Annotated in this window: 19 protein-coding genes; 4 read left to right on the top strand and 15 right to left on the bottom strand. The window is 47.5% G+C overall.

All coding sequences use genetic code 11. The annotated features are described in order from the left end of the window. Window positions 1-16: 16 nt before the first annotated feature. From M0413_RS03290 to M0413_RS03230, 13 genes are all read right to left on the bottom strand, one after another. A complete protein-coding gene (locus M0413_RS03290; protein ID WP_037428181.1) occupies window positions 17-1237 on the bottom strand; it encodes a type II secretion system F family protein in 1221 nt (406 codons plus the stop codon). Window positions 1238-1239: 2 nt separating this feature from the next. Next, a complete protein-coding gene (locus M0413_RS03285; RefSeq protein WP_249553178.1) occupies window positions 1240-3000 on the bottom strand; it encodes a GspE/PulE family protein in 1761 nt (586 codons plus the stop codon). Further along, the gene (locus M0413_RS03280; RefSeq protein WP_249553176.1) at window positions 2997-4280 is read right to left on the bottom strand and encodes a tetratricopeptide repeat protein; all 1284 of its coding nucleotides are present in this window, start codon (window positions 4278-4280) and stop codon (window positions 2997-2999) included. Before M0413_RS03280 ends, M0413_RS03285 begins: the two co-directional genes overlap by 4 nt. Then, window positions 4277-5206: an ExeA family protein gene (locus M0413_RS03275; protein ID WP_172589026.1), complete on the bottom strand. Its 930-nt coding sequence runs from the start codon at window positions 5204-5206 to the stop codon at window positions 4277-4279. Before M0413_RS03275 ends, M0413_RS03280 begins: the two co-directional genes overlap by 4 nt. Before the next feature lie 6 nt (window positions 5207-5212). After that, entirely contained in the window at window positions 5213-6892 is a 1680-nt protein-coding gene (mshL, locus tag M0413_RS03270; RefSeq protein ID WP_249553174.1) for a pilus (MSHA type) biogenesis protein MshL, read from the bottom strand. Between the two features lie 14 nt (window positions 6893-6906). Then, window positions 6907-7224: an MSHA biogenesis protein MshK gene (locus M0413_RS03265; protein ID WP_037422414.1), complete on the bottom strand. Its 318-nt coding sequence runs from the start codon at window positions 7222-7224 to the stop codon at window positions 6907-6909. After that, the gene (locus M0413_RS03260; RefSeq protein ID WP_249553172.1) at window positions 7211-7861 is read right to left on the bottom strand and encodes an MSHA biogenesis protein MshJ; all 651 of its coding nucleotides are present in this window, start codon (window positions 7859-7861) and stop codon (window positions 7211-7213) included. Before M0413_RS03260 ends, M0413_RS03265 begins: the two co-directional genes overlap by 14 nt. Then, complete coding sequence (locus M0413_RS03255) at window positions 7858-8460, bottom strand: PilN domain-containing protein (RefSeq protein ID WP_037422409.1); 603 nt, start codon at window positions 8458-8460, stop codon at window positions 7858-7860. Before M0413_RS03255 ends, M0413_RS03260 begins: the two co-directional genes overlap by 4 nt. Then, on the bottom strand, window positions 8457-9335 hold the full coding sequence (locus M0413_RS03250) for a pilus assembly protein PilM (protein WP_249553171.1): 879 nt from the start codon (window positions 9333-9335) through the stop codon (window positions 8457-8459). The genes M0413_RS03255 and M0413_RS03250 overlap by 4 nt, the downstream gene beginning before the upstream one ends. 238 nt (window positions 9336-9573) lie before the next feature. Then, window positions 9574-11484: an RNase E specificity factor CsrD gene (gene csrD / locus M0413_RS03245; RefSeq protein WP_249553170.1), complete on the bottom strand. Its 1911-nt coding sequence runs from the start codon at window positions 11482-11484 to the stop codon at window positions 9574-9576. 215 nt (window positions 11485-11699) lie between these two features. Further along, on the bottom strand, window positions 11700-12944 hold the full coding sequence (locus tag M0413_RS03240) for a malic enzyme-like NAD(P)-binding protein (protein WP_037422400.1): 1245 nt from the start codon (window positions 12942-12944) through the stop codon (window positions 11700-11702). A 513-nt stretch (window positions 12945-13457) separates the two neighbouring features. Beyond that, on the bottom strand, window positions 13458-13670 hold the full coding sequence (rpmE, locus tag M0413_RS03235) for a 50S ribosomal protein L31 (protein ID WP_037422397.1): 213 nt from the start codon (window positions 13668-13670) through the stop codon (window positions 13458-13460). Window positions 13671-13849: 179 nt separating this feature from the next. Then, window positions 13850-14911 (bottom strand): FimV/HubP family polar landmark protein, encoded by a 1062-nt coding sequence (locus M0413_RS03230; RefSeq protein ID WP_249553169.1) that lies wholly within the window; start codon window positions 14909-14911, stop codon window positions 13850-13852. Window positions 14912-15015: 104 nt separating this feature from the next. On the opposite strand from M0413_RS03230, the gene priA reads away from it, so the two are divergent. The 4 genes from priA (at window position 15016) to M0413_RS03210 (ending at window position 20577) form a co-directional block, all read left to right on the top strand. Continuing rightward, window positions 15016-17229, top strand: coding sequence for a primosomal protein N' (priA, locus tag M0413_RS03225; RefSeq protein ID WP_144376320.1), 2214 nt, complete (start codon window positions 15016-15018; stop codon window positions 17227-17229). 111 nt (window positions 17230-17340) lie between these two features. Continuing rightward, window positions 17341-19086: an arginine--tRNA ligase gene (argS, locus tag M0413_RS03220; protein ID WP_172589030.1), complete on the top strand. Its 1746-nt coding sequence runs from the start codon at window positions 17341-17343 to the stop codon at window positions 19084-19086. A 3-nt stretch (window positions 19087-19089) separates the two neighbouring features. Next, window positions 19090-19785: an SPOR domain-containing protein gene (locus M0413_RS03215; RefSeq protein WP_088586609.1), complete on the top strand. Its 696-nt coding sequence runs from the start codon at window positions 19090-19092 to the stop codon at window positions 19783-19785. A gap of 567 nt (window positions 19786-20352) precedes the next feature. Then, complete coding sequence (locus tag M0413_RS03210) at window positions 20353-20577, top strand: hypothetical protein (RefSeq protein WP_023266915.1); 225 nt, start codon at window positions 20353-20355, stop codon at window positions 20575-20577. A 218-nt stretch (window positions 20578-20795) separates the two neighbouring features. Here the strand turns inward: M0413_RS03210 and M0413_RS03205 are convergent, their stop codons facing one another. Together M0413_RS03205 and M0413_RS03200 are read right to left on the bottom strand one after the other, a co-directional pair. Continuing rightward, window positions 20796-21728: an SPFH domain-containing protein gene (locus M0413_RS03205; RefSeq protein WP_037422379.1), complete on the bottom strand. Its 933-nt coding sequence runs from the start codon at window positions 21726-21728 to the stop codon at window positions 20796-20798. After that, on the bottom strand, window positions 21728-22663 hold the full coding sequence (locus tag M0413_RS03200) for an SPFH domain-containing protein (RefSeq protein WP_037422376.1): 936 nt from the start codon (window positions 22661-22663) through the stop codon (window positions 21728-21730). Before M0413_RS03200 ends, M0413_RS03205 begins: the two co-directional genes overlap by 1 nt. Between the last annotated feature and the right edge of the window lie 6 nt (window positions 22664-22669).

The following is a 22669-nucleotide window of genomic DNA, read 5'->3' as shown; positions in this document are numbered from 1 at the left end:
AACTCTCGACTTGGCATTACTTCCCGCCTTTAACCACATTGAGCATATCCCACATCGGCAGGTAAATACCTAGCGCCAGTACCAACACAATAACGGCCACAATACCGATTAAAATCGGCTCTAACTTAGCGGTAAGATTTTTAAGGTCATAGTCAACCTCACCTTCGTAAAAATCGGCGGCATCATTTAACAGTTGGTCAATTTGGCCGGTTTCTTCACCGACGGCGACCATTTGCAGTACCAGTGGCGTAAACAATTTGCTTTGATTCGATACCCTCAGCATAGATTCGCCTGACTCTATACCACGGCGCATCCCGACAATTTTGTCGTGCATATACGCATTATCTACCGCATCGGCGACCAGGCTAAGCGCCTGCGTCATCGGCACGCCCGCACTTAACATCATCGAAAAACTGCGGCAATAACGGGAAAGAGTCGAGCGCTCTATAATCGAACCCACGGCGGGAATATGTAATTTCCACTGATCCCATTGTTTTTCACCTTTTTCCGTATGGTGCCAATAACGGATCCCAATAATAGTTCCGAGTAGTAGCAGTAACATCAAAGGCCAGTAGTGAACAAATAAGTTAGATGTGCCAATCAACACCTTAGTCGCCCAAGGTAAGTCGGCACCGAAACGGGCAAACATTTCGGCAAATTTTGGGATCACCATGATATTTAAAATCACCATGGCCAACGCAATGGCAATCAATACAAATATCGGATAACGCATCGCGGCCTTAATCCGGCGGCGGGTTTCCTGCTCACGCTCGATATAGCCCGAGAGCTGAATAAAAGCATCCTCTAACTTACCAGTGTTTTCACCCACATGAACCATAGAAACAAACAGAGAATCAAACACATCTGGATGTTGATTCATCGCAGACGACAGCGGGCGCCCAGCAGTTAACTGCTCTGAAATATCATTCAGTGCATCCTTCATCCGTTGGGAGTGGGCAGTTTCGGATAATCCCGCAATGGCTCGCAGAATTGGGATCCCCGAGCGCGTTAGCGAATACATTTGCCGGGTAAAAATTTGCAGTTCATCTAAGCCGACTTTACTACCAAAGAGCTGTATCAGTGAAAATGACTTCGTCACCTTTGCCGCTTTGACTTCCAAGGGAATAATGCCGCGCGCTAACAGCATATCGGCAGCAGCACTTTCGGAGGCAGCATCGAGCTGACCCGTTACGGCCTGACCTTGTCCACTGCGTCCACGGTATTGATAAACCGGCATAATTACGCCTCAACGCCTTGCTGACTGATAATATCCTGCGAGAGTGGCACCTGCGACTCACTCACATCTTCAACTAGCTTAGCCACCTCTTCAATGGTCGTCATGCCCTCGCTCAAATATTGCAGTGCTGACTCGGCGAGTGGAGTAAAATTTGGGCTTTGCAGGGCTGCACGGGCAAAATCCTGTGGATTACCGGTACGCATCGCATCGATCATCTTTTCATCCAACTCTAGGATCTCAAAAATACCGATACGGCCGCGATAACCACTGCCATTGCAGCTTTGGCAGCCCGTGCCAATGCGGAACTTGGCCGATGAAAAGTCCTGACGACTCACACTATTCAGCCAGGCTTTTTCCTGCGCCGTAGGCTGATATTCCACCCCGCAGTTATGGCACACGCGGCGCACTAAACGCTGGGCAATAATCACCCTTAACGCACTCGCCACTAAGTAACTGGCGGCGCCCATATCGAGTAAACGCAGCGCGCTGGTTACCGCATCGTTAGTGTGCAATGTGGATAACACAAAGTGACCCGTAAGTGCGCCCCTTAGGCCAATCTCAACAGTTTCTTGGTCACGCATCTCACCGACCATGATAATGTCTGGGTCTTGACGCAAAGTAGTGCGCAGCACGTTCGAAAAATCGAGTCCAATCTTATGGTTAACTTGAACTTGGTTGATCCTTGGCAATTGGTATTCGACCGGATCTTCTACCGTGATAATTTTACGATCCGCAGTATTGAGCTCACTTAAGATACCATACAAGGTGGTGGTTTTACCGCTACCCGTAGGCCCTGTCACCAGCAACATGCCGTGGGGGCGTTTAATCTGTTTACGAATACGCGCCAAAATATGTGGCGGCATCCCCGTCTCATTTAAGGTCAACAGCCCAGCGGATTGATCGAGTAGACGCATTACCACAGATTCGCCGTGGTAAATCGGCATGGTCGACATCCGCACGTCAATCTTGTGACCTTTAATTTCCATATGGAAACGCCCATCCTGCGGCAGACGTTTTTCAGAAATATCCAGCCCAGCCATAAGCTTAAGCCGCAGTACTAAGGCCGCTGCGATATTGACTTCATTTAGAATGGTTTCGTGTAACTGGCCATCGATACGTTGGCGGATCCGCAGGGCTTTTTCGCCGGGCTCAATATGAATATCCGAAGCGCGCATTTGCACCGCATCTTCAAAAATCGACTGCAGCAGCTTAACCACTGTGGTTTCATTATCGCTATCGCCCGAGGTTAAGCTGGCCAGATCAAACATTTGATCGGCGGCATATTCCTCTTCAAGCTTACCAGCGATTTGCGCGATTTGGTCGGTGCGGCGATACAGATTATCGAAGGCTTGCAGTAATTGCTGCTCGGGTGCGACTGCGACACTGAGCTTTTTCGGCGCAATTAAGCTTTCTAAATGGTCGAGCGCCTGCAAATCCGCCGGATCGCTCATGGCCACTAATACCGTATCACCCCGATCTTCAACCGCAAGGGCACGAAAACGCCTTGCTTGCACCTCAGGGATCAGATTCACCACCTCGGTGGGAATTGGGCGTTTGCTGATATCCAGCAGCGGTAGATTTAACTGCTGCGACAAAAATTGCAGCAGTTGAGTTTCGGTAATAGAGCGCAGCTCAATCAGGGTTCGGCCAAGTTTATGGCCCGTCTTTCGCTGCTCGCCCAAGGCTTGCTGCAACTGCTCTTCGGTAATAATGGATTCTTGAACTAACAGATCGCCCAAACGCATCTTTAATCTGGGTTTCATTGGCTATCTCCTAGTTGTTGTAAACGTTGTTCAATAAAAGCCGTGGCCTGAGTTGATAAACCGGAATAGCTTAATGCTGTACGATAGGCTTGACTGGCTTGGGTAAATTGCTTTTGAGAGTCAAGAGCATAGGCTAATCCCATCCACCATTTACCCTGCTGCGGCTCCTGCTGCAATAACTTACGGTAAGCCTGTTCAACTAACGGATATTGCCCCTGTTTTTGGGCTAAATCCGTCTGCGCTAACCACTTTTGCCGAGCTAAAGGATGACTATCAGGGATTTGCGCAAGGCTGGCAAGTGCTGCGTCAGTATCACCCATCGCATGTTGCACCCTTGCCAATAGCAAAGCAAATTCAAACTCTTGCGGATAAAGTAATCGTCCCTGCGCTAACACTTCGGCCGCTTGGGGCTGCTCACCTTGACCATAGTGCAACGCTGCCAGTTGTTTGCGCGACTCGTGTAAGCTCGGGTCAAGCTTGAGCGCTTTAGCGTAGTAATCCATCGCCTTAACCAACTGACCTTGCTTTTCGGCATCGCTCGCCAATACCAGTTGTTTTTGTGCTAACTGGCTTGGAGAAAGCTTTACTTCCGTCACCGCCATTTGCCCTGTTGGCTGAGCCGCAGCAGACTCGACTGACTCACTCGCCCTGGCCTCTGTTTGGGTTATTTTTACTTCACTCTGATTTACGTTAACTTCCGCTTGATTTGCTTTAACCGCAACCTGTTGTGGCTCAGTTTGTGCCTGCACCGACTCTTGGGGTAATGCCGCCTTGTTAGCCGTATCGGTTGAGGAGTTTACCGCAACTGATTCGATTGTCGGTTCACTCGTTGGCTCAACGGGCGCCGCATTAACACGGGGAGATAGAGCCATACTTGGGGCAAATTCTACTGACGCAGACATATCCTTTGCTGGAGTATCTGTCGACGACGGACTCACTTGCACCATCTCCGCAGTTGGCTCTGTTGGTATAGTCGTTTCTGCTCCCGTTTCTGCTCCCATAGAACTCGTATCTGTCTGTGGGTTGGTGTTATCCGACTGAGTTTGCGCACTCATCACAGTGTTAACACTGTTATCAGTGGCGTTCCTTGAGTCGTACATGGCCTGAAAGGCATAAACTGAGACACCACCTACAAACAGTGACACTAAGCTGATGACTAACCATTTACGAGATGGATTGGGGCGCCCCAGAAACTGGGCCTGATGCACAGCCACATTGCTGAGAGAATGCCCCTGCTGGCGTTTATCGAGATCCTGCAGCATCTTGTTGATCACGCTCATGCGGAGCCTCCCCACAACTGTTGCAGGTTAACGCCAGATGCCAGCAATGCCCCAATGGCCGCTGCACATACTATCAGCGCGATCGCCATATAGGTCGGCCAGTTTTGCGAACCGCGACTAGCATCTTCGGTATCCTGTATCGCGCCCTTAATGTGGGCGATGCGCACCTGAGTTGCCCCTTCGCCAAAACTGAGCATCAGGGCTTTATGGGCTAAAATATTGATCAATCTCGGAATGCCTCGTGATGCCTCGGCGATTTTACGCGTCAGTTTAGGGCTAAATAATGCTTGCCCCGCATAGCCTGCCACCGCTAAGCGGTAACGAATGTAGGCATCGGTTTCATCCCAAGTTAACGGCCGCAGACTGTAACTAAAGGTGATGCGCTGCCGCAGTTGTCTAAAGGCTTGGCGCTTTAATCGCTCATCCAACTCGGGCTGACCAAAGAGCACCACTTGCAACAGCTTACGGCTTTCGGTTTCAAGATTGGTAAACAGCCGCAACGCTTCGAGGCTCTCATCGGGCAAGGCCTGCGCTTCGTCCAGCACTAATACGATGGCGTGACCATGGGCGCTCAGGGCGAGTAATTGTTGCTGAATAAGTCCAGTGAGTTGCTGCTGATCGATTTCGCTGGTGTATTTTAATCCAAGTTCATTGGCCACCGCCCAGCGCAGCTCGGCGGGGGTGAGATAAGGATTGGGTAGATACGCACAATGAAAGCCCTGCGGCAGCTCATTAATCAACTTACGGCAGATTAAGGTTTTGCCCGTGCCCACTTCGCCAGTGACTTTGATAAAACCCTCCCCGGTTTGTAGGGCGGTCTGCAATACTTGCAGCGCCTCTACGTGCGGGGATAACCCGAAAAAAAATCCGGTATTAGGGGTTAACGAAAATGGCGTTTGGCTAAGTCCAAAGTGCTTCAAATACATGAAAGCTTACTTATTTTCTGGATACCAACGGTCGAGTAAGGTCTTAGAACGCTCTAACTCGTTTTTCCACGTATCCCCGCCCACCACGGTCGGCTTTAACATAATAATCAGCTCGGTTTTCTTCTTCTGCTTACTGCGGTTTTTAAACAGTTCACCCACCCAAGGGATATCACCAAGCAAAGGTACTTGCGATACCACTTCTGAGTTTTCACTCTTCATCAAACCACCAATGACGACAACATCGCCAGAAGCCGCACGGATCACAGTATCAGATTCGCGAATTTCACTTTGCGCCAAGGGTAATTTTAAAGGTTGGTCATTGATTACAATGCCTTTTTCCTGTTCTTTGACATCGATCACCGATGGATGAACATGCAGTAATACGTTGCCGTCTTTATCGATTTGCGGAGTTACATCCAGCGCAATCCCCGAGAAAAAAGGAGTTAATTGAACTTGAGGTGTCGTAATAGGCGTAGTGCCAGCCACAGTAGTTGATGAAACATCGGTAACAAAATACTCATCGGTACCGACTTTAATTACCGCTTTTTGGTTATTCGATGCCGTCACCCTTGGGCTGGATAATACATCCACATCACCTTGGGTATCGAGCAGGTTAATCATCCCCGCAAAATCCGCACCCTTGAAACTAATCGTCGTTACGCCACCCAGCGTTGAGCTAATTTGATCACTCAAACCTGGACCAGCAGACGTACCTACGCCTACCTGAGTATTTCCCCCTGCTAACGCTGAACCAAGCGCTTGCCATTGAATCCCCTGCTGATAACCATCAGACAGAGTCACCTCGAGGATCTTTGCCTCAAGGATCACTTGGCGTTGTAAATGTGTCTCTGCCGAACTTAAAAATGCACGCACTTGACGTAATTCATTCGGATAGGCACGAATCGTCACTAATCCCGCCTGTGGAGTGACGACCACTTGGCGACCGCCGCCCGTGTCACCCACAATGGCGGTTAAGGTTTCTTTTAACTCGCCCCAAAAATCGGTCTTAGTGTGCGAACGGATAAAGGTGCCATTGCTGCTATCGCTGCTGTTATTGTTGGCATTATTACCGTTACTCGAATTGTTATTGCCACTAACGTTACCGTTATTCGAGTTATTATTGCCGTTATTGTTATTCGAGTTGCTGTTATCGGAAATTCGGCCCGAACTCACCGAGGTTAACGACAGGCCATCGCGTACCATGTATAAGTAATTGACCGGAAAAGTCTCAGTACGCATCCCCGCAGGGAATACTCGCAAAATACGTCCTTCACGGCTGACCTCATAGCCATAAATATCTTCAACCACTTGAATGGCTTCGCTCAATGTCACGCCTTTTAGCGACAATGAAATCGTGCCCTGCACATCGGGATGCACCGCCACACTAAAGGGGGTTCCCTGAACGAGGCTCGGAAAAAACACCCTCGCATCGACATCATGGGCAGAAACATCGATACGACGTTCGGTTTCCATGGGCGCTGCTAAACTGCCCATTAAGGTATTAGTATTTAGTTCACGCTGCACCGCGTCTGGCATAACGGCTGGCGGAGGTGGCGTTGACAGCTTCGCGGCCTGCATCGACGCAGAAAGAGCCTCTTTTGATGCCATAGGCTGCGGTCTATCTGTAGTTTGGCAAGCCATAAGGCAAAGTGAGAGTAGAGGTGTGAAGTATTTAATGGCGGTCATCTGAGTCTTATTCCCTATCTCTCTGTTATTGCTTGAAATAATGCTAATTTCCGTCCGTCAGAAAGTGATACTGACGAGGGGGTAATACGCACGACTTTGACCCCTTGGATGCTATCACCTACGGACACAATTTTATTATTAATCACGGCGTAAGCCGTGTTGCCTGAGCTGACAATGCTGTTGAGCACTAAGGCTTGATGCTGATTTTGACTCGCAGCGCTTACAGCCGAATAGCTTTTACCGGGCAAAGTAGGGTCCCGTAAGTTTTCAGCCGACACTTGTGCCGAAATCACCAGTAATGCGATGAAAATATAAGGCTTATTGAGCAACACTGATAAAGTCCTTATTAATACTCAAGGTATAAAGCTCGATATCGACTTTCCCTTTGGGATAATCAGCCACTTTATAGTCGAGGCGTTTCCAGTAAAGTTTGTCGGGCATGGCTTCTACTGCTTCAACAAAACGCAATACCGAGAAATAATCACCTTCTAAGCTCATGCGGATCCCATGGCTATACAAATTCAACTTTTTCTCTTCACCTACCGCAAGCAGTGGTACGGGCGCGACAGAGGTAAACTTCAGTAAGGTAATCCCCTGAACCTGCCCAAGCAGATTACCCAATAGTTCAGGCATATAATCGGCGGGCACCATATCGACCATCTGCTCGTTAAGCTGAATATCAAGCTGTTGGTTTTGTTGCTGTAGCAAGGTTAAACGCTGGCGATAGTCCTGATTGGGATCTAGCGCTAATCGCTGCTGATATAAATCAATCTGTTGCACCGAAACCTGATTTTCTTGCTCTATGACCTTTAACTGCTGCGCCGTCGAATGCTGTTGTTTCCAAAGCGACTCAATAGGCATATAAGCCAACATAGCGATCAGTGCTAACAGGGCAATGGCGATTAGCCCACGCTCGCGTTGGCTGAGAGCATCAAACTTTTGCGCTAATTGTTCAAATTGGGCTTTCATCGCGCCTGCTCCTCTGGGGTCTCACTCGTCAGCGTGAAAGCCAGCGGTTTATCCTCACCGCGATCCATGGTCATAGACGAAAAAGCCTGCCCTTTTAAGGTCTGGGTCGCTTTTAGCTTACTCACCCAAAGCGGGATACTCTGAGGATGATCTGCAAATCCTTCAAACATAAAGTGCTGCTCGTTAATCACAATATGGTTAAGCCAAACACTCGCATCGGCCACCATAGCCAAATCCTTCAATACAGGTGCAAAACCTCGGCTGGTGAGGGAGGAGCGCAGTGCCAGCTCATTCATTAATAATTGCTTTAGCTCGAGCTGCTGTGACTCTAACTCGACGCGCGCAACTAACTCAGGATCGGGTTTACGGGCGGCGATTTGTGCTTCAAACTCCGCCTTTTGCTGGTCAAATTGCTGTTTTTGCGCTGACGCTTGGCTTAGCGCCTGCACAGACTCATTTAATGTCCAATAGCTAAAACCGGCAACTGCACCGCAGACAACTAACAAGCCTACGGTATAACTGATTAATTTAGCGAAGGTTAAGCTCTGCTTTGGCGGCAATAGGGCGGCAGAATATAGGTTGACTCTCGATTTTATCACTCGTCACCTCGTGAAAGCTCACTAAAGGCCAATCCCGCCATTTTCGCGCCAACGGAGGTCTTATTAACCACGTTTACAGCTTGATTAAAGTTGGCAGACACCAACTTCGCTAAGGCATCGACCGCACCGTCGGCAAATAACTCAATGGAGTTAACAGGAGGCTGGCGCAGTTGACTCTCAAAATAATCCATAGATCTTTGAATTTCTAGGCTTAAGTTATCTGCCAATCCATAGTTTAGTTCATCCACTTCAGCCTTATCTAATTGGCTAAAACCGCGTACACGGCGCTGCATATATAACAGCCCCTGTTTTACCACCGTCAGTAACAACTCCTGCCCAGAATGATGGCTAACGACCAATCTTGCCTGATTATCATCGATAAACAGGTTGGTCATCGCGAGTTCTTCGATGCTAATCCCTAAAACAGTCAAGCCTTGCTCACTGATGGCTTGAACCATATTGATCAATTTGTCTTTATCGACAACGACAACATTGAGTTTATTGCTTGGCAAAGGGGGCTCAAAATAATCCAAGTGAATTTGCGGCACAGGAATATTGACCATATCTTTGATAGACCAAATCAAAGCTTGAGATAATTCTTCACTATCGACATTCGGTTTATCGGCGACGAGCAATTGATAGCGACCACTACTAAGAGTGATCTGTAAAGCGGCATGGGGGAAAGTGCTGGCAAGTTCAGCAAAGACGCTTTGCCATTGATCTTGTTGTAATTCAAAAGAAACCCACTGCTCATGCAGACGTTCGGTGGCAGGTGCATAGACCCACAGCTTATCAGCACAGACATACACCCCCAGTGCAACACCCGTCTGTTTGGCTCGCCAAAAGGCCAACCGAGCAAAAAGTCCTTTATCCATAAAAATGCCTGTCTTCCGATAAAGTTAAGCTTGAGTGATAAGCCAGCGAATTGCGCTATTTCTACACCACCAGACGGAGATAAGCTCACAGCAATTAGAATGCGAAATTCGTCATATCCAGCGTCATAATTTTGGCACAGGCTAGTTTATCCGCTAATCTGTGAATTTTATAGAGAAATTCAACAACCCAGCCCTATTCTTCCACGAGGATCACATCACTCGGGGAAAACAATACGACTTATAACACCTCTGCTGGATCGCTAAAATACATGCCCTGGGCCATCCCCACCCCAAGAATTTGCAAAGTTTGCCATTCTTCAAACACTTCAACCCCCTCCGCACACACTTGCACTTCAGTACGGTACAAACCACCGATTAAACTACGAATAAACAATTGATTTTCAGGGCGTAAATGAATATGACGTACGATAGAACGGTGCAGTTTAATCATGTCGAAATGGCACTCTCGGATATAGTAAGTGCCAACAACCTGTTGTCCAACATGGTCGACACACAGACGAGCGCCCATCTTACGGATCATATCGAGTTTAGGCTGAAGCTTGTCTTGATGCTGGATCACTATATCCTCTGACACCTCAAAAATCAGTTGAGGTGTCAGATGGCGATGCTCAAGTAAGGTCGTTTTAAGCCACTGGGTAAAGGCGCGGCTCATCAAACTATCTAAGCTAAGATTCACACTATAGGTCTGATCTTTATGCTGCTCTTGGCCGAGCAACCCCAATACACGCTCAATCATCTGCCGTTCAATTTGTGGCATCAAACCACATTTGTTTGCCATGGGGATAAACAACGTCGCCCGCACTAATGTCCCTTGATTATCCCGCGCCCGGGTAAAGATCTCTTTATGGTGCTCTCCCCCATCTAAATCCATAATGGGCTGACTAAAGGGATAAAAACGCCGCTGAACTAAGGCATTCTCTAAGAAGCTGCGCCAACGCACTGAACCTTTGGCAAACTCCTCATCAATCGCGCCCTTATCGTACATAAACCAATTACTATTACCTTGTAATTGAGCAGCACGTAACGCCATATCGGCCTCATCAAGCAGCTGATTAACATTATCCCCGGCGGTAAAATAAGCACAGCCCAAGTGGTAAAAGTTATCTCTATTGTCCACATCATCGGGCAAGGTTTGACTCAAGCAGACTTTAAGTAACTTACTGGCGAGCTGATCTGCCTCAATCAAAGAGACGTGGGGCACAACTATCGCAAATTGATTATGGTTACGCCGCGCAAAAATACTGTTCGGCAAGGTTTGCAAGATAGAGTTAATACTATTGACCGTCGCATGGAGTAACTCTTTAACAGCAGCTTCACCCTTTGCCTGCTGTATCAAATCGAGATCATCCATTTCTAACAGATAAATCACCCCATGAGCGACCATACCTTGGTCATGGCTCATGGCATCGAGGCGGTTATTTAAAAACAGCCGATTACCAATACGGGTTTGCGCATCTAAAAAGGTATTGGAGCGAATAAACTTATCGAAACGACCTCGTTCCTTATGGGCATCCTGCAATTCCTCAAGCAGTTTGGTTAAGGCTCTATTGATTAGCCTTGGCTTACCATTACCAGGGGTTGCCAGCGCTTGTTCATGTTTACCTTGTAAAATTAATCGACTGCGCTGAGCAAGTTCCTCAATACCATCCAACTGCTGCGAAAACCATATATGTCCGAAACGAACCAAAGCAATCACAGCTAGCAAACCAATGCCCAAGATAAGCAACTCATACCAACTCACACTGTAATGTTCGAAAGGTTGTGGCAAGCTCAGTGCCATAGTGAGACCCGACTGAGGATCGAGCAAATGGGTATACACCATGGCATTTTGCGTCTGCACATTGCCGTGATAGGCGAAAAGCACTTCGCTCTTCATGGTTAAACGAAATTCAACGGCGTTATACGCCAGCAACATGGGAGGCAGCCAAGACTCCAACTCCCAATCGGGCTGGGAGTGATAATGCTCTATTAGAAGGGATTCAAGTTCAGACACTTTCTGCTGCTGAAACTTATAGGTTAATTGTACAAAACTCATCATTGCGCTGAGTAAAAAGACGAAGGCAATAGCGGCTAAAGACATTAACCAGAAGCTGGTTAGTTTTGTTGTTAACATTCGAGTGAATTTCATCGAGCCGCTATCCTGCAGGATTATTATAATTATTGGTGCACTCTTAACATGAGTTAAACAAATGCTACTCAAGATTATTCAGTAGCATAAGCTAAAAGGCAACCTAGGATTTATTTTCAAAGACATTGAAAATCGCGCCAATAGCAGAGATTTCAGCCAACGTTAAAACAAAAAAGAGGCTAATTAGCCTCTTCTTCTATTAATTCTGTTGTCGCTTAATCCGCATATTGGGGCAAAGTCGTTATTGCAGCAACACCCGAATCAATGGCCGCTTGCGCCACGGCGCGGGCCACGCGCGGCAATAAACGTGGATCCATCGGTTTTGGTAACACATATTCAGGACCAAAACTTAATGAACTTACCTTTGGATAAGCCTTAAGTACACTTGCTGGGACTTCTTCTTTCGCTAATCCGGCAATGGCATGCACAGCCGCAATCTTCATCTCATCGTTAATGCACGATGCACGCACATCTAATGCGCCGCGGAAAATAAACGGAAAACACAGTACGTTGTTCACTTGGTTTGGATAATCGCTGCGACCAGTGCCCATAATTAAATCGCTGCGCGTCGCGTGGGCAAGTTCAGGTTTTATTTCAGGGTCTGGGTTTGAGCAGGCAAAAATCACTGGCTTATCCGCCATCATGGCCACTTCTTCAGCACCAATCACATTTGGGCCGGATAGCCCTAAGAAAACGTCAGCGCCTTTAATCACATCTTGCAAGGTACGCTTGTCAGTCTCATTCGCAAACAAGGCTTTGTATTCATTCAGATCAGTACGACCCGCATGGATCACGCCTTTGGTGTCAAGCATGTAAATGTTGGCGCGGTTAGCACCACACTTCACTAACATGGTCATACAGGCAATGGCAGCCGCACCAGCACCCATACACACAAAAGTGGCATCGCTAATCAGTTTACCTTGAATCTCTAAAGCGTTAATCATGCCAGCTGCGGTAACAATGGCTGTGCCATGCTGGTCATCGTGAAACACTGGCACATTACAACGCTCAATCAATTCGCGCTCGATAACAAAGCACTCCGGCGCTTTAATATCTTCAAGGTTAATCCCACCAAAGGTGCCAGCAATGGCCGCAACTGTATTAATAAACTCTTCAGCAGTGTTATGCGTTACTTCAATATCGGTCGAGTCGATATTAGCAAAGTGTTTGAATAATAGTGCCTTACCTTCCATAACTGGCTTTGAAGCCAATGGACCTAAGTTGCCTAGGCCCAGAATCGCCGTACCGTTAGAAATAACGGCAACAGTGTTACCTTTGTTGGTATAACGATAGGCATTTTCAGGATTAGCGGCAATTTCACGTACTGGTTCAGCCACACCAGGGCTATAGGCTAGCGCGAGGTCATGGCTCGTTTCAGCAGGTTTAGTGAGGCATACTGCAGTTTTACCGGGAACGGGGAATTCATGATAATCGAGTGCTTGTTGACGAATATCTGACATTTTAACATCCTGAAATGCGACATTTATAAGTATGGAAGTAAGGCCGACCGACTCAAGATCACCTCATTTATGGGTGATTTAAACAGTGTGGCAGGTCGGGGTAAGATACGCCAATTAGGTCACATTTTAAATAAGATCTTGAGAAATTTCGCCTTTACGGCTGAATTGTCGCCCTAAGCTAAGTTTTACAAACTTATCTTAGTCGATAACGGATGATTACCTGTTTAATTTTGTAGAAAACAAACGAAAATATGCAATAAAACAAGGGTAAAACTGTGGTAAAACCTAAAAAATGTTGACTAAATTACAATAAAGACACTAACCCGCATTATCTTATCGTTAATTACTATAAATAAGTCGATTTTGCGCAATTTCAACAGGAAGAAAGTGATAGTGGTGTTTTTTTAATTGAAGTCGTACCAGAAAGGCTAAAAAGTAGCGATTACGTGCCAGCTAACGACAAAAAGCAAAAAGGCGCCAGAGGCGCCTTCGAGAGAAATATTGCTAACGCAATTATTTCTTGCCAAGCATACCAAAACGCTTGTTGAACTTGTCGATACGACCGCCTGTATCAACAATTTTTTGTGTACCTGTGTAGAATGGGTGACATGCACCACAAACGTCTAAATGCAGGTCTTTACCAGCAGTAGAGTTTACTTTGATTACGTTGCCACAAGTACAGTTTGCAGTGATTACTGCATATTCTGGGTGGATACCTGGTTTCATTGGGGTTACCTCAAAAGTAAGGCCATGTCGCTCTTCCAACCCGAAGTCGGACACCACATGCAGTTAATAACGGATATGTTAGGGCGCAGGATATTACAGTATCACCTAAGCGGATACAAGTAGATTATCTGAGCATTTTAACGATAATCCACTTGTTTACTGCCCATTTGTCTCAGCTTTTATTGGCCAGCTTCCCTATCTTCGAAACTCGCCTTAGCGCCCTGTGCATCGGGATAACGCGCGAGTATCTCAGCCGATGGACAAGTTAAAATGGCATCTTTCTTTAAGGCATTGATACGATTTTTAGCAAATGCTTTAGGATTAGCGTCATGAATCGCCAACATCGCACCATATACACTGACTTGCCACTCAAGGGCATAGCGATTGGCAATCCGCCATAGGGTCTCGTTGTGATAATCCAACATACACTCACCCGAGCTTGTTGCATTGGCATTTGTCGAGCTAGCGATCTTAGTCACTTCGGCTGTCTTAGCGTCAGACACATCAATCCCATTTATACTCTTATCAGCTTTTACCATATCTGCGTTTGCAGATGAGACTTGGGCAGCAGATGGTTCGGTCGATGGCTTAGCTATAGAAGGTTCTGTAGACAAACTCGAAGCTGAGGATGCTTTCGCCTCAGGCTTATCCTCTGGGAAGGTAAATCCAGAAGCGCGGGGCGCAGCAACGTTTGCCGTCACAGCCGCCACAATAACGGGCGCAACATCTGCTTCAGCGGTGACTAAATTCACCTCTTGCACAACCTTAGTTGATTTAACTGTGGTTTTGTCACTTTTAGCAGAGCTTGCCGCCAACTGACTAGTTTCGGCTTTGGCTGCTTTGCTTGATTTAACAACCGCGGTTTTTGCTTGCGATACTGAAGACGTCGCAGAGGAAGTATTATCAAACAGCGGCAGATTTTTCACTTCATACCAGCGATCGACTCGATATTCACGAACTAACAAGCGTGCCTTAGGATCAGTGACATCCTCAACTCCCGTCAGCAATATCAAAAAACGATTAAGCTGCTCAGCCATCAGCTTTTCTTCACCGCTGGACTGATGCAACACAAACTCAAGCCGCGTCATATCCTGATTATCACTGATCACATTCACGCGCATTTTGGGATAGGCGCCCAATTCAAACATCCGATTGTTGATGCTGACATGGGAAACCTGTGCCTGCACAGCAGCACTGCATACTAAGGCAAAGAGTCCTAATGATTTCGCTATTTTAGTCATTTACTTACTCTCAACTATCCTTGGATAAACTGTCATTAGGACTAGCCCTTGCTAGCCGCGCTGAGTACACTAAACCTCATTTCCCTTTTAGACTCGCCCAGCATATGTCACTGTTTGTTGAAGTTGCGTTACCTGTGCCTATGCGGCAAAACTTTACTTATCGCGTAAAGACAAACGAGCAAAGCGATGATAGCCCCCAAGCCAAACCACAAATTGGCGTTCGGGTCAAAGTCCCCTTTGGACGCCAACAACTTATTGGTCTCGTCACCGCCATTACTGACAGTTGCGATCTGGCGCCAACGCAACTGAAATCCGTTATAGAGTTTATTGATGACGCGCCCTTATTGCCAGAATCGCTCTATAAATTAACCCTATGGGCGGCCCGATACTACTTTTGCAGCCAAGGCCAAATGCTCACCCAAGCCTTACCTGTAGCACTGCGCAAGGGCCTAGATGCCGCGCCACAAAAAATCCAATATTGGCAAATCACGACACTTGGCAGCAATATTGCGCCAGAAACCTTAAAACGCGCGCCCGCTCAAAAAAAATTACTCGAACAGCTAAAACAAACCAGTCTTACCCAGGAAGAAGTCATCAGCCTAGCGCTGAACAAGACCGCGCTCAAAACCTTAGAAGATAAAGGCTGGATTGCCCGCCACGAAAAACTCGCCGAGCTCAATCTCGATTGGCGCAGCCAACTCGAGCTCGATGAAACGCCCCACAGGCTAAATAAAGAGCAAGCAATTGCCGTAACGGTATTAACGCAGCAACAAGGATATCACTGTACTCTGCTCGAGGGCATTACCGGTTCGGGTAAAACAGAAGTCTATTTAGCCTTGCTCGAACATATCCTTAAACAAGGTAAACAAGCACTTATTCTAGTGCCTGAAATTGGCCTCACGCCGCAAACCATTAATCGCTTTAAACGCCGATTTAAGGTGAATGTTGCCGTGCTGCACTCAGGTTTAACCGACAATCAGCGCCTCGAAGCCTGGCGGCAAGCTCGCTGTGGCCAAGCGGCCATCATCATTGGTACTCGCTCCGCATTGTTTACGCCGATGGCATTTCCCGGTGTAATCATCCTCGACGAAGAGCACGACAACAGCTTTAAACAGCAAGAAGGCGTTGGTTATCATGCGCGCGACTTAGCGGTAATGCGTGGGCATTTAGAATCAATCCCAGTGATTTTAGGGTCAGCAACGCCTTCCTTAGAAAGCCTGCAAAATGCCCTCAGTGGTCGTTATCATCATCTGCAACTCGGTGAGCGGGCTGGCAATGCTAAAAAAGTACGCCAAGGTATTGTCGATATTAAAAACCTGCCCCTTAAGGCGGGCATGTCGGCACCACTTATCAACGAGATCCGCAGCCATTTAGAGGCCGGCAATCAGGTATTACTATTTTTAAACCGCCGCGGCTTTGCGCCAGCACTGCTGTGCCACGAGTGTGGGCACTTACACGAATGCGACCGCTGCGATGCATTTTTTACCGTGCATCAATCCCTTGGGGAAATTCGCTGCCACCACTGTGGTAATCAATATGCCATCCCAAGGCAATGCCATAATTGCGGCAGTACCATGTTGATGGGCCAAGGTATTGGTACCGAGCAGCTCGCCGAAGCACTGCAATTGGAGTTTCCAAAATATCCAGTGGTGCGTATCGATCGCGATACCACCCGCCTTAAAGGTTCGCTAGAAAACCATTTAAGTGCGATTCATAAGGGCGAATATAAAATCTTGGTTGGCACCCAAATGCTGGCCAAAGGGCACCACTTCCCTGATGTTACCTTAGTGGGCTTACTCGATGTCGATGGTGCGCTATTTAGCGCCGACTTTAGGGCGCCAGAGCGCTTCGGCCAGCTTTATACCCAAGTGGCGGGCCGCGCTGGGCGGGCCAATAAACCCGGTACAGTGCTTCTGCAAACTCACCAGAGTGATAACCCGATCCTTAGGGATTTACTCCACCGCGGTTATGGCGAATTTGCCCGCAGTCAATTAAAAGAACGGCAAATGGCGCTCTTGCCACCCGCTTGGCATATGGTACTGGTGCGCGCCGAGGCGCATTCTGCCTTAGATGCTGACAATTTTCTTAATGCGTTTGCATCCTTGCTGCCCCAAGATAAAGAGTTTGAGATTATCGGCCCAATGCCCGCGCCACTCGATCGAAAGGCCGGTAAGTTCCGCCGCCAGTTGATGTTTCAGGCCAAACACAGACATAGATTACAGCAGGAGTTCGAGCGTATTTATCCGCTTGTGGAACAACTGCCCGAAGCCAAACGCTGCCGCTGGAGCCTAGATAGGGATCCGCAGGATCTGTTGTGATTCAATAATTTGATAAAAAATCATCGGGAAGATAGCAATTAGTCACCACAAACGGCTAAAATACGCGGTTATTCCCTGTATTCACTCTTAAAGTTAGTAGCTAATTAACCCATGAAATCACATATCCAATCATTACTTGAACAAACTATCGAATCCTTTAAACAACAAGGTATTTTACCTGCGGATTTTGAGGCCCGAATTCAAGTAGATCGAACCAAGGATAAGAGCCATGGCGACTTGGCAACCAACGTAGCCATGATGCTAACCAAGGCAACAGGTAAAAATCCGCGTGAATTAGCACAGCTGATCATCGACAACCTTCCCGCCTCCGCCTATGTGGCAAAAGTTGAAATTGCAGGCCCAGGTTTTATCAACTTCTTCATCGATGACAGCGCACTGGCTAACCAATTACAAGCCGCGATTGGCGATGCGCATTTAGGGATCAAATTACCCGCACCACAAACTGTTGTGGTGGATTATTCATCACCCAACCTCGCCAAAGAGATGCACGTAGGTCACCTGCGTTCAACCATCATCGGCGATAGCGTGGTGCGCACCCTCGAGTTTTTAGGCCACAAAGTGATCCGTCAAAACCACGTGGGCGACTGGGGCACCCAATTTGGTATGTTGCTGGCTTACATGGAAGAATTACGTGCAGCCAATGGCGAACAAGCCCAATTAGAGTTATCGGATCTCGAAACCTTCTACCGCGCCGCCAAACTGCGTTTCGACGAATCGGCTGAGTTCGCGACCCGCGCCCGTCAGCTTGTGGTTGCACTGCAATCCGGTGATGAGTACTGCAACAAACTGTGGCGCGAATTTAACGATATTTCGCTAAGCCATTGCCACGAAGTATACGAGCGTTTAGGGGTGAGTTTAACCCGCGCCGACGTGCACGGTGAAAGCGCCTACAACGCCGATTTAGAGCAAGTTGTTAAAGATTTAGATGCCCAAGGTTTATTGACTGAAAGTAACGGCGCCAAAGTGGTCTTCCAAGAGGCCTTCCGCACAAAAGAAGGCGAACCACTGCCGGTTATCATTCAAAAAGCCGATGGTGGTTACCTGTACGCCACAACCGACTTAGCCGCGATGCGTTACCGCTCAAGTGTACTCAAAGCCGACCGCGTGCTGTACTTTGTTGATTTACGCCAAGCACTGCACTTCCAGCAAGTGTTTAGCCTTGCCAAACTGGCCAAGTTTGTCCGCGAGGATATGTCACTCGAGCACTTAGGCTTTGGTACTATGAATGGCGAAGATGGTCGTCCGTTCAAGACCCGTACTGGTGGCGTGGTGAAATTAGTTGATCTGCTCGACGAAGCCAACAGCCGCGCGCTGGAATTAGTTCGCAGTAAGAATCCAGATATGGATGAAGCGACACTTGCAGAGATTGCCCGCGTAGTTGGGATCAGCGCGGTAAAATATGCTGATCTGTCGAAAAACCGTACCAGCGATTACATCTTCAGCTTCGAGCAAATGCTGAGCTTTGAAGGCAATACCGCGCCTTACCTGTTATACGCTTACACCCGTGTCGCTGGCATTTTTAAGCGTGCGACCGATGTTGACTTAAGCCAAGCCAAAATCGTACTCGACCACGAAAAAGAGAAAGATCTAGGCAACAAACTGGCGCAGTTTGGTGAAATCCTAAGCCGTGTTATCGACAAAGGCCAACCACATGTGCTCTGCGGTTACCTCTATGAATTAGCAGGAGCTTTCTCTAGTTTCTATGAGGCCTGCCCAGTGCTTGCAGCCGATAACGACGAGCAAAAACACAGTCGTTTACTGCTGTCACAACTGACGGCGAGCACTCTGCAAAAAGGCCTAAATCTACTAGGTATCGAAACCCTAGAACGGATGTAAGCCATGAGCAATCGTGACTATGCCAACAGAAGACCGCAATCGGGCGCAAAACCGCGCCCGATCCGCGCGACACGCGCAAGGCCTGCGGCTAAAAAGGCCCCGCCTAGCCGTAAGCTTCCTATTCCTTTGATCCTGTTTGCCTTTATTGCTGTAGGCAGTTTTGGCTATTTTCTGTGGAGCATTAAAGACACGGCCAAGCAGGAAGCGCCTGTAGAAGTCAAAACAGAAAAAGAAGTGAAGACAAAAGAACCTGCTGCTCTCCTTACACCAAAGGTGAAAGAGACTGAACGCCAAGAGGTCGCCGTCGCCGCTCCGGTAGAGGAACAGCCGGTAGTTGAAGTGCCGAAGAAAGATCCGAATGCCTTGCCGCCTAAACCCAAGGAAGAATGGACCTATCTGGACGAGCTTGAGAATAAACACGTCGAAGTGGATATTCCTGATGTCGTGGCGACGCGAGCGCCACAGCAATATCAATTGCAGTGCGCCTCATTCCGTCAGGAGTCGCAGGCGAACCAGATGAAGGCCGTGATTGCATTCCAAGGATTAGAAGCGCAGGTCAGGCAAATTGAGGGCACCTCAGGCACTTGGTACAAAGTCATCCTCGGGCCTTATGAGCGCAAACGTGATGCCGAGCGTAAGCGTCACACCTTGCAAAATGCAGGGATCAATGGCTGCCAACTCTTAGCCATTCCTAAGTAATCCTACTCGGAAATGGGTCTCTGAATCGCGGCGCGTGAGCCATTACGCGCCGCGATTTTTTTATCTTCTTGCCAACTGAAGTCCGCTTCCACCCCCCCTCTTTCGCCTCGTTTTAAACATTGAGCTAATACCAATCGTATCAAATATCTGTTCATTCAGCGGGAGTTAAACGGGCTTTAGACAAGGCGAAGGCTTGAAGGCATAGTGGTGCTCTGTCGAAAGCCTTAAACGCAGTATAAAGCCCGTTCAACCCCGCCCTTCGGGAGTCTCACAGGCATCTCACTCCCGTGTTACATTGACTTAAAAGGGAATAACCATTTCTTCGTCAATGCGCCTTGGATTGAGATGCCTGTGAGGCTCTGAACTGATTAGATATTTAATGTGATTGGTATAAGTCACAACTTCATTTTATGGAATTTATAACCACCTATTTTTACACAGTAAATTTGTTTATTAAGAAAGATTAATATGGCGTTTAATTGACCTAGATCAAACTTAGGCGTATCTCTTAATAAACAGCAAAACCTGTTGTCTACTCTCCAAAAACCAACCTCAGGGTGAAGTATTATGAATGCATTAATCGAGATCGAAGCCTCTGAATTTAGCCAACTGTTCAAAAGTGGTGACGCCTTAAGTATCCGGATGTTTATGGAGCATGTTCACATGCCTTTAGATGTGCAGGATAAGATTTACAACGAAATTTCCGCCTTAGCAGTACTTGAACAAGACACTATCGCGCGGCTTATCGAAACCCATTCCCACTCTGAAATCTCTGAACGTTTGGCCTATTAACGCGCTTAATCTTAATACAATGTAACGCCAACGGATGGCTTCATTGAATTCCCCCTGTACCGCGTCAATTAGATGCATTCGTCCGAAACATTTTCAACCAATCATCCTTGTCACTCCTATGCAAAACCGCAAAAAATAAGGCCAAATATCACTATTTGGCCTTAGGTTTATTGGTGCTTAAGCTTATGAATATTTAAGCAACTGCATGGTTTAGTGTCTTAAGCTTTCTCTTTTAAGCCTATGCTATTCATCCAGTAATCGAAATCGACCATATTACCGGGCAACACAATACGGCTAGACTTTTGGCTTAACCCATCAAGCTGCTTGAAGTACTGCTCACCGAGTTGCATACGCAGTGCGTTATGGCCACCAGGAGCGGCAATCACTGTTGCTAAACGTTCAATCGATTCCGCCGTGGCACGCGACAGCGTTAAAATCTCCTCCGCTTTACCTTCGGCCTCGTTGATACGACGCTGCATTTCCCCCTCAGAACGGTTAATCGTTTCCGCTTTAATCCCTTCGGAACGATTGATCTTACTCTGCTTATCACCCTCACTCTTTGCCAGTAATGCACGGCGCTCACGCTCGGCATTCACTTGCATTTCCATGGCGTTTTTCACCGTCTCGGGCGGCGTAATGTTTTTAATCTCATAACGATGCACGCGGATCCCCCACATGGCGCCTGCTTGGTCGAGCACTTCCACTACCTTAGCGGAAATCACATCCCTCTCTTCGAAGGTGCGATCGAGATCTAAGGTGCCGATCACTGAGCGCGTGGTGGTCTGTGCCAGCTGGATAGCCGCATAACGATAGTCGGTGATGCCGTAGCTTGCCTTCACAGGATCGGTAACAGAGATATAAATCACCCCATCGACTTCCACATTCACCTCATCGCTCGAGAAACACTCCTGTGGTGGCACGTCGATAGTCTCTTCTTTTAAGTCATGGATATAAGCCACTTTATCGACAAATGGGATCAGGGTGTGGAAACCCGCATCTAACGTCGAGTGGTACTTACCTAAACGCTCAACGATATAGGCCGATTTAGTCGGGACTAAGCGAATGGATTGGAACAGCTTAATCACAAATATGGCGAAAATCAGCCCCCAAATAACCATTACTGCGACATCAGTATTCAATGGGATTTCCATTAGCGTGCTCCTTTGCTAGTTGCATTATGGCCAGCCACGGTTTGGGTGACTTGTTCCATTCCTTCGAAGAATCCTTCGAGTTTTGCCATTTCAGCCGGGACGACCGACACTTGCGAATCGTTGAGGATCTTACCAACCTGAGCAATAAACTGCTCTTTTAACAACATATTCATCGCATCGGTACCGCCATTAACCGCTAACGCTTGGGAAATCATTGCCATGCCTTCGGACTTTGCCTTAGCAATAATGGCAATCTCTTGGCCTGTACCCTTAGCTTCGTTGATACGCTTCTGTTTTTGGCCTTCAGAAATGTTAATCGCTTCTTGGCGTTCACCCTCTGACATATTGATCATCGCAGCCTTTTCAGCATTGGCTAGGGTAATTTCAGCGCGTTTACGGCGCTCGGCTTCCATTTGTTTTTCAAGGGTATGGATCACGTGGCGCGATGGCGTGATATTGCGGATCTCATAACGTAACACTTTGATCCCCCAAGGCTCAGACGCCTTATCAATCTCGCGCACTATGGATTCGTTTAAGCGGTCACGCTCGGAAAAAGTTTCACTCAAAGTGAGCTTACCGATTTCAGAACGCATCGTAGTTTGCGCCAGATTGACGGCAGCTTTACGATAGTTTTCAATACCGTAGCTCGCTAGTTTTCCATCCATAACCTTGAGATACACTAAACCATCCACTTCAAGCTGAGTGTTATCCTTGGAGATACAGCTTTGTGGCGGCACGTCGAGCACTTGCTCACGGGTATCGTGGCGATAGGCCACACGGTCGAAAAAGGGAATTAAGAAATGAAATCCCGGTTGTAACACAGTGCGAAATTTCCCTAAACGCTCAATGACATGCACCTCACGCATTGGCACTATTAGCATGAGCTTATAGAGAATAAACAAGACAAATAAAATGATTAAGGTAAACACAAACATAGACTC

It is taken from the genome of Shewanella sp. 8A, assembly GCF_023475945.1.
GTDB classification, from domain to species: Bacteria; Pseudomonadota; Gammaproteobacteria; order Enterobacterales; family Shewanellaceae; genus Shewanella; species Shewanella xiamenensis.
This window is presented reverse-complemented; position numbering and strand designations above follow the sequence as displayed.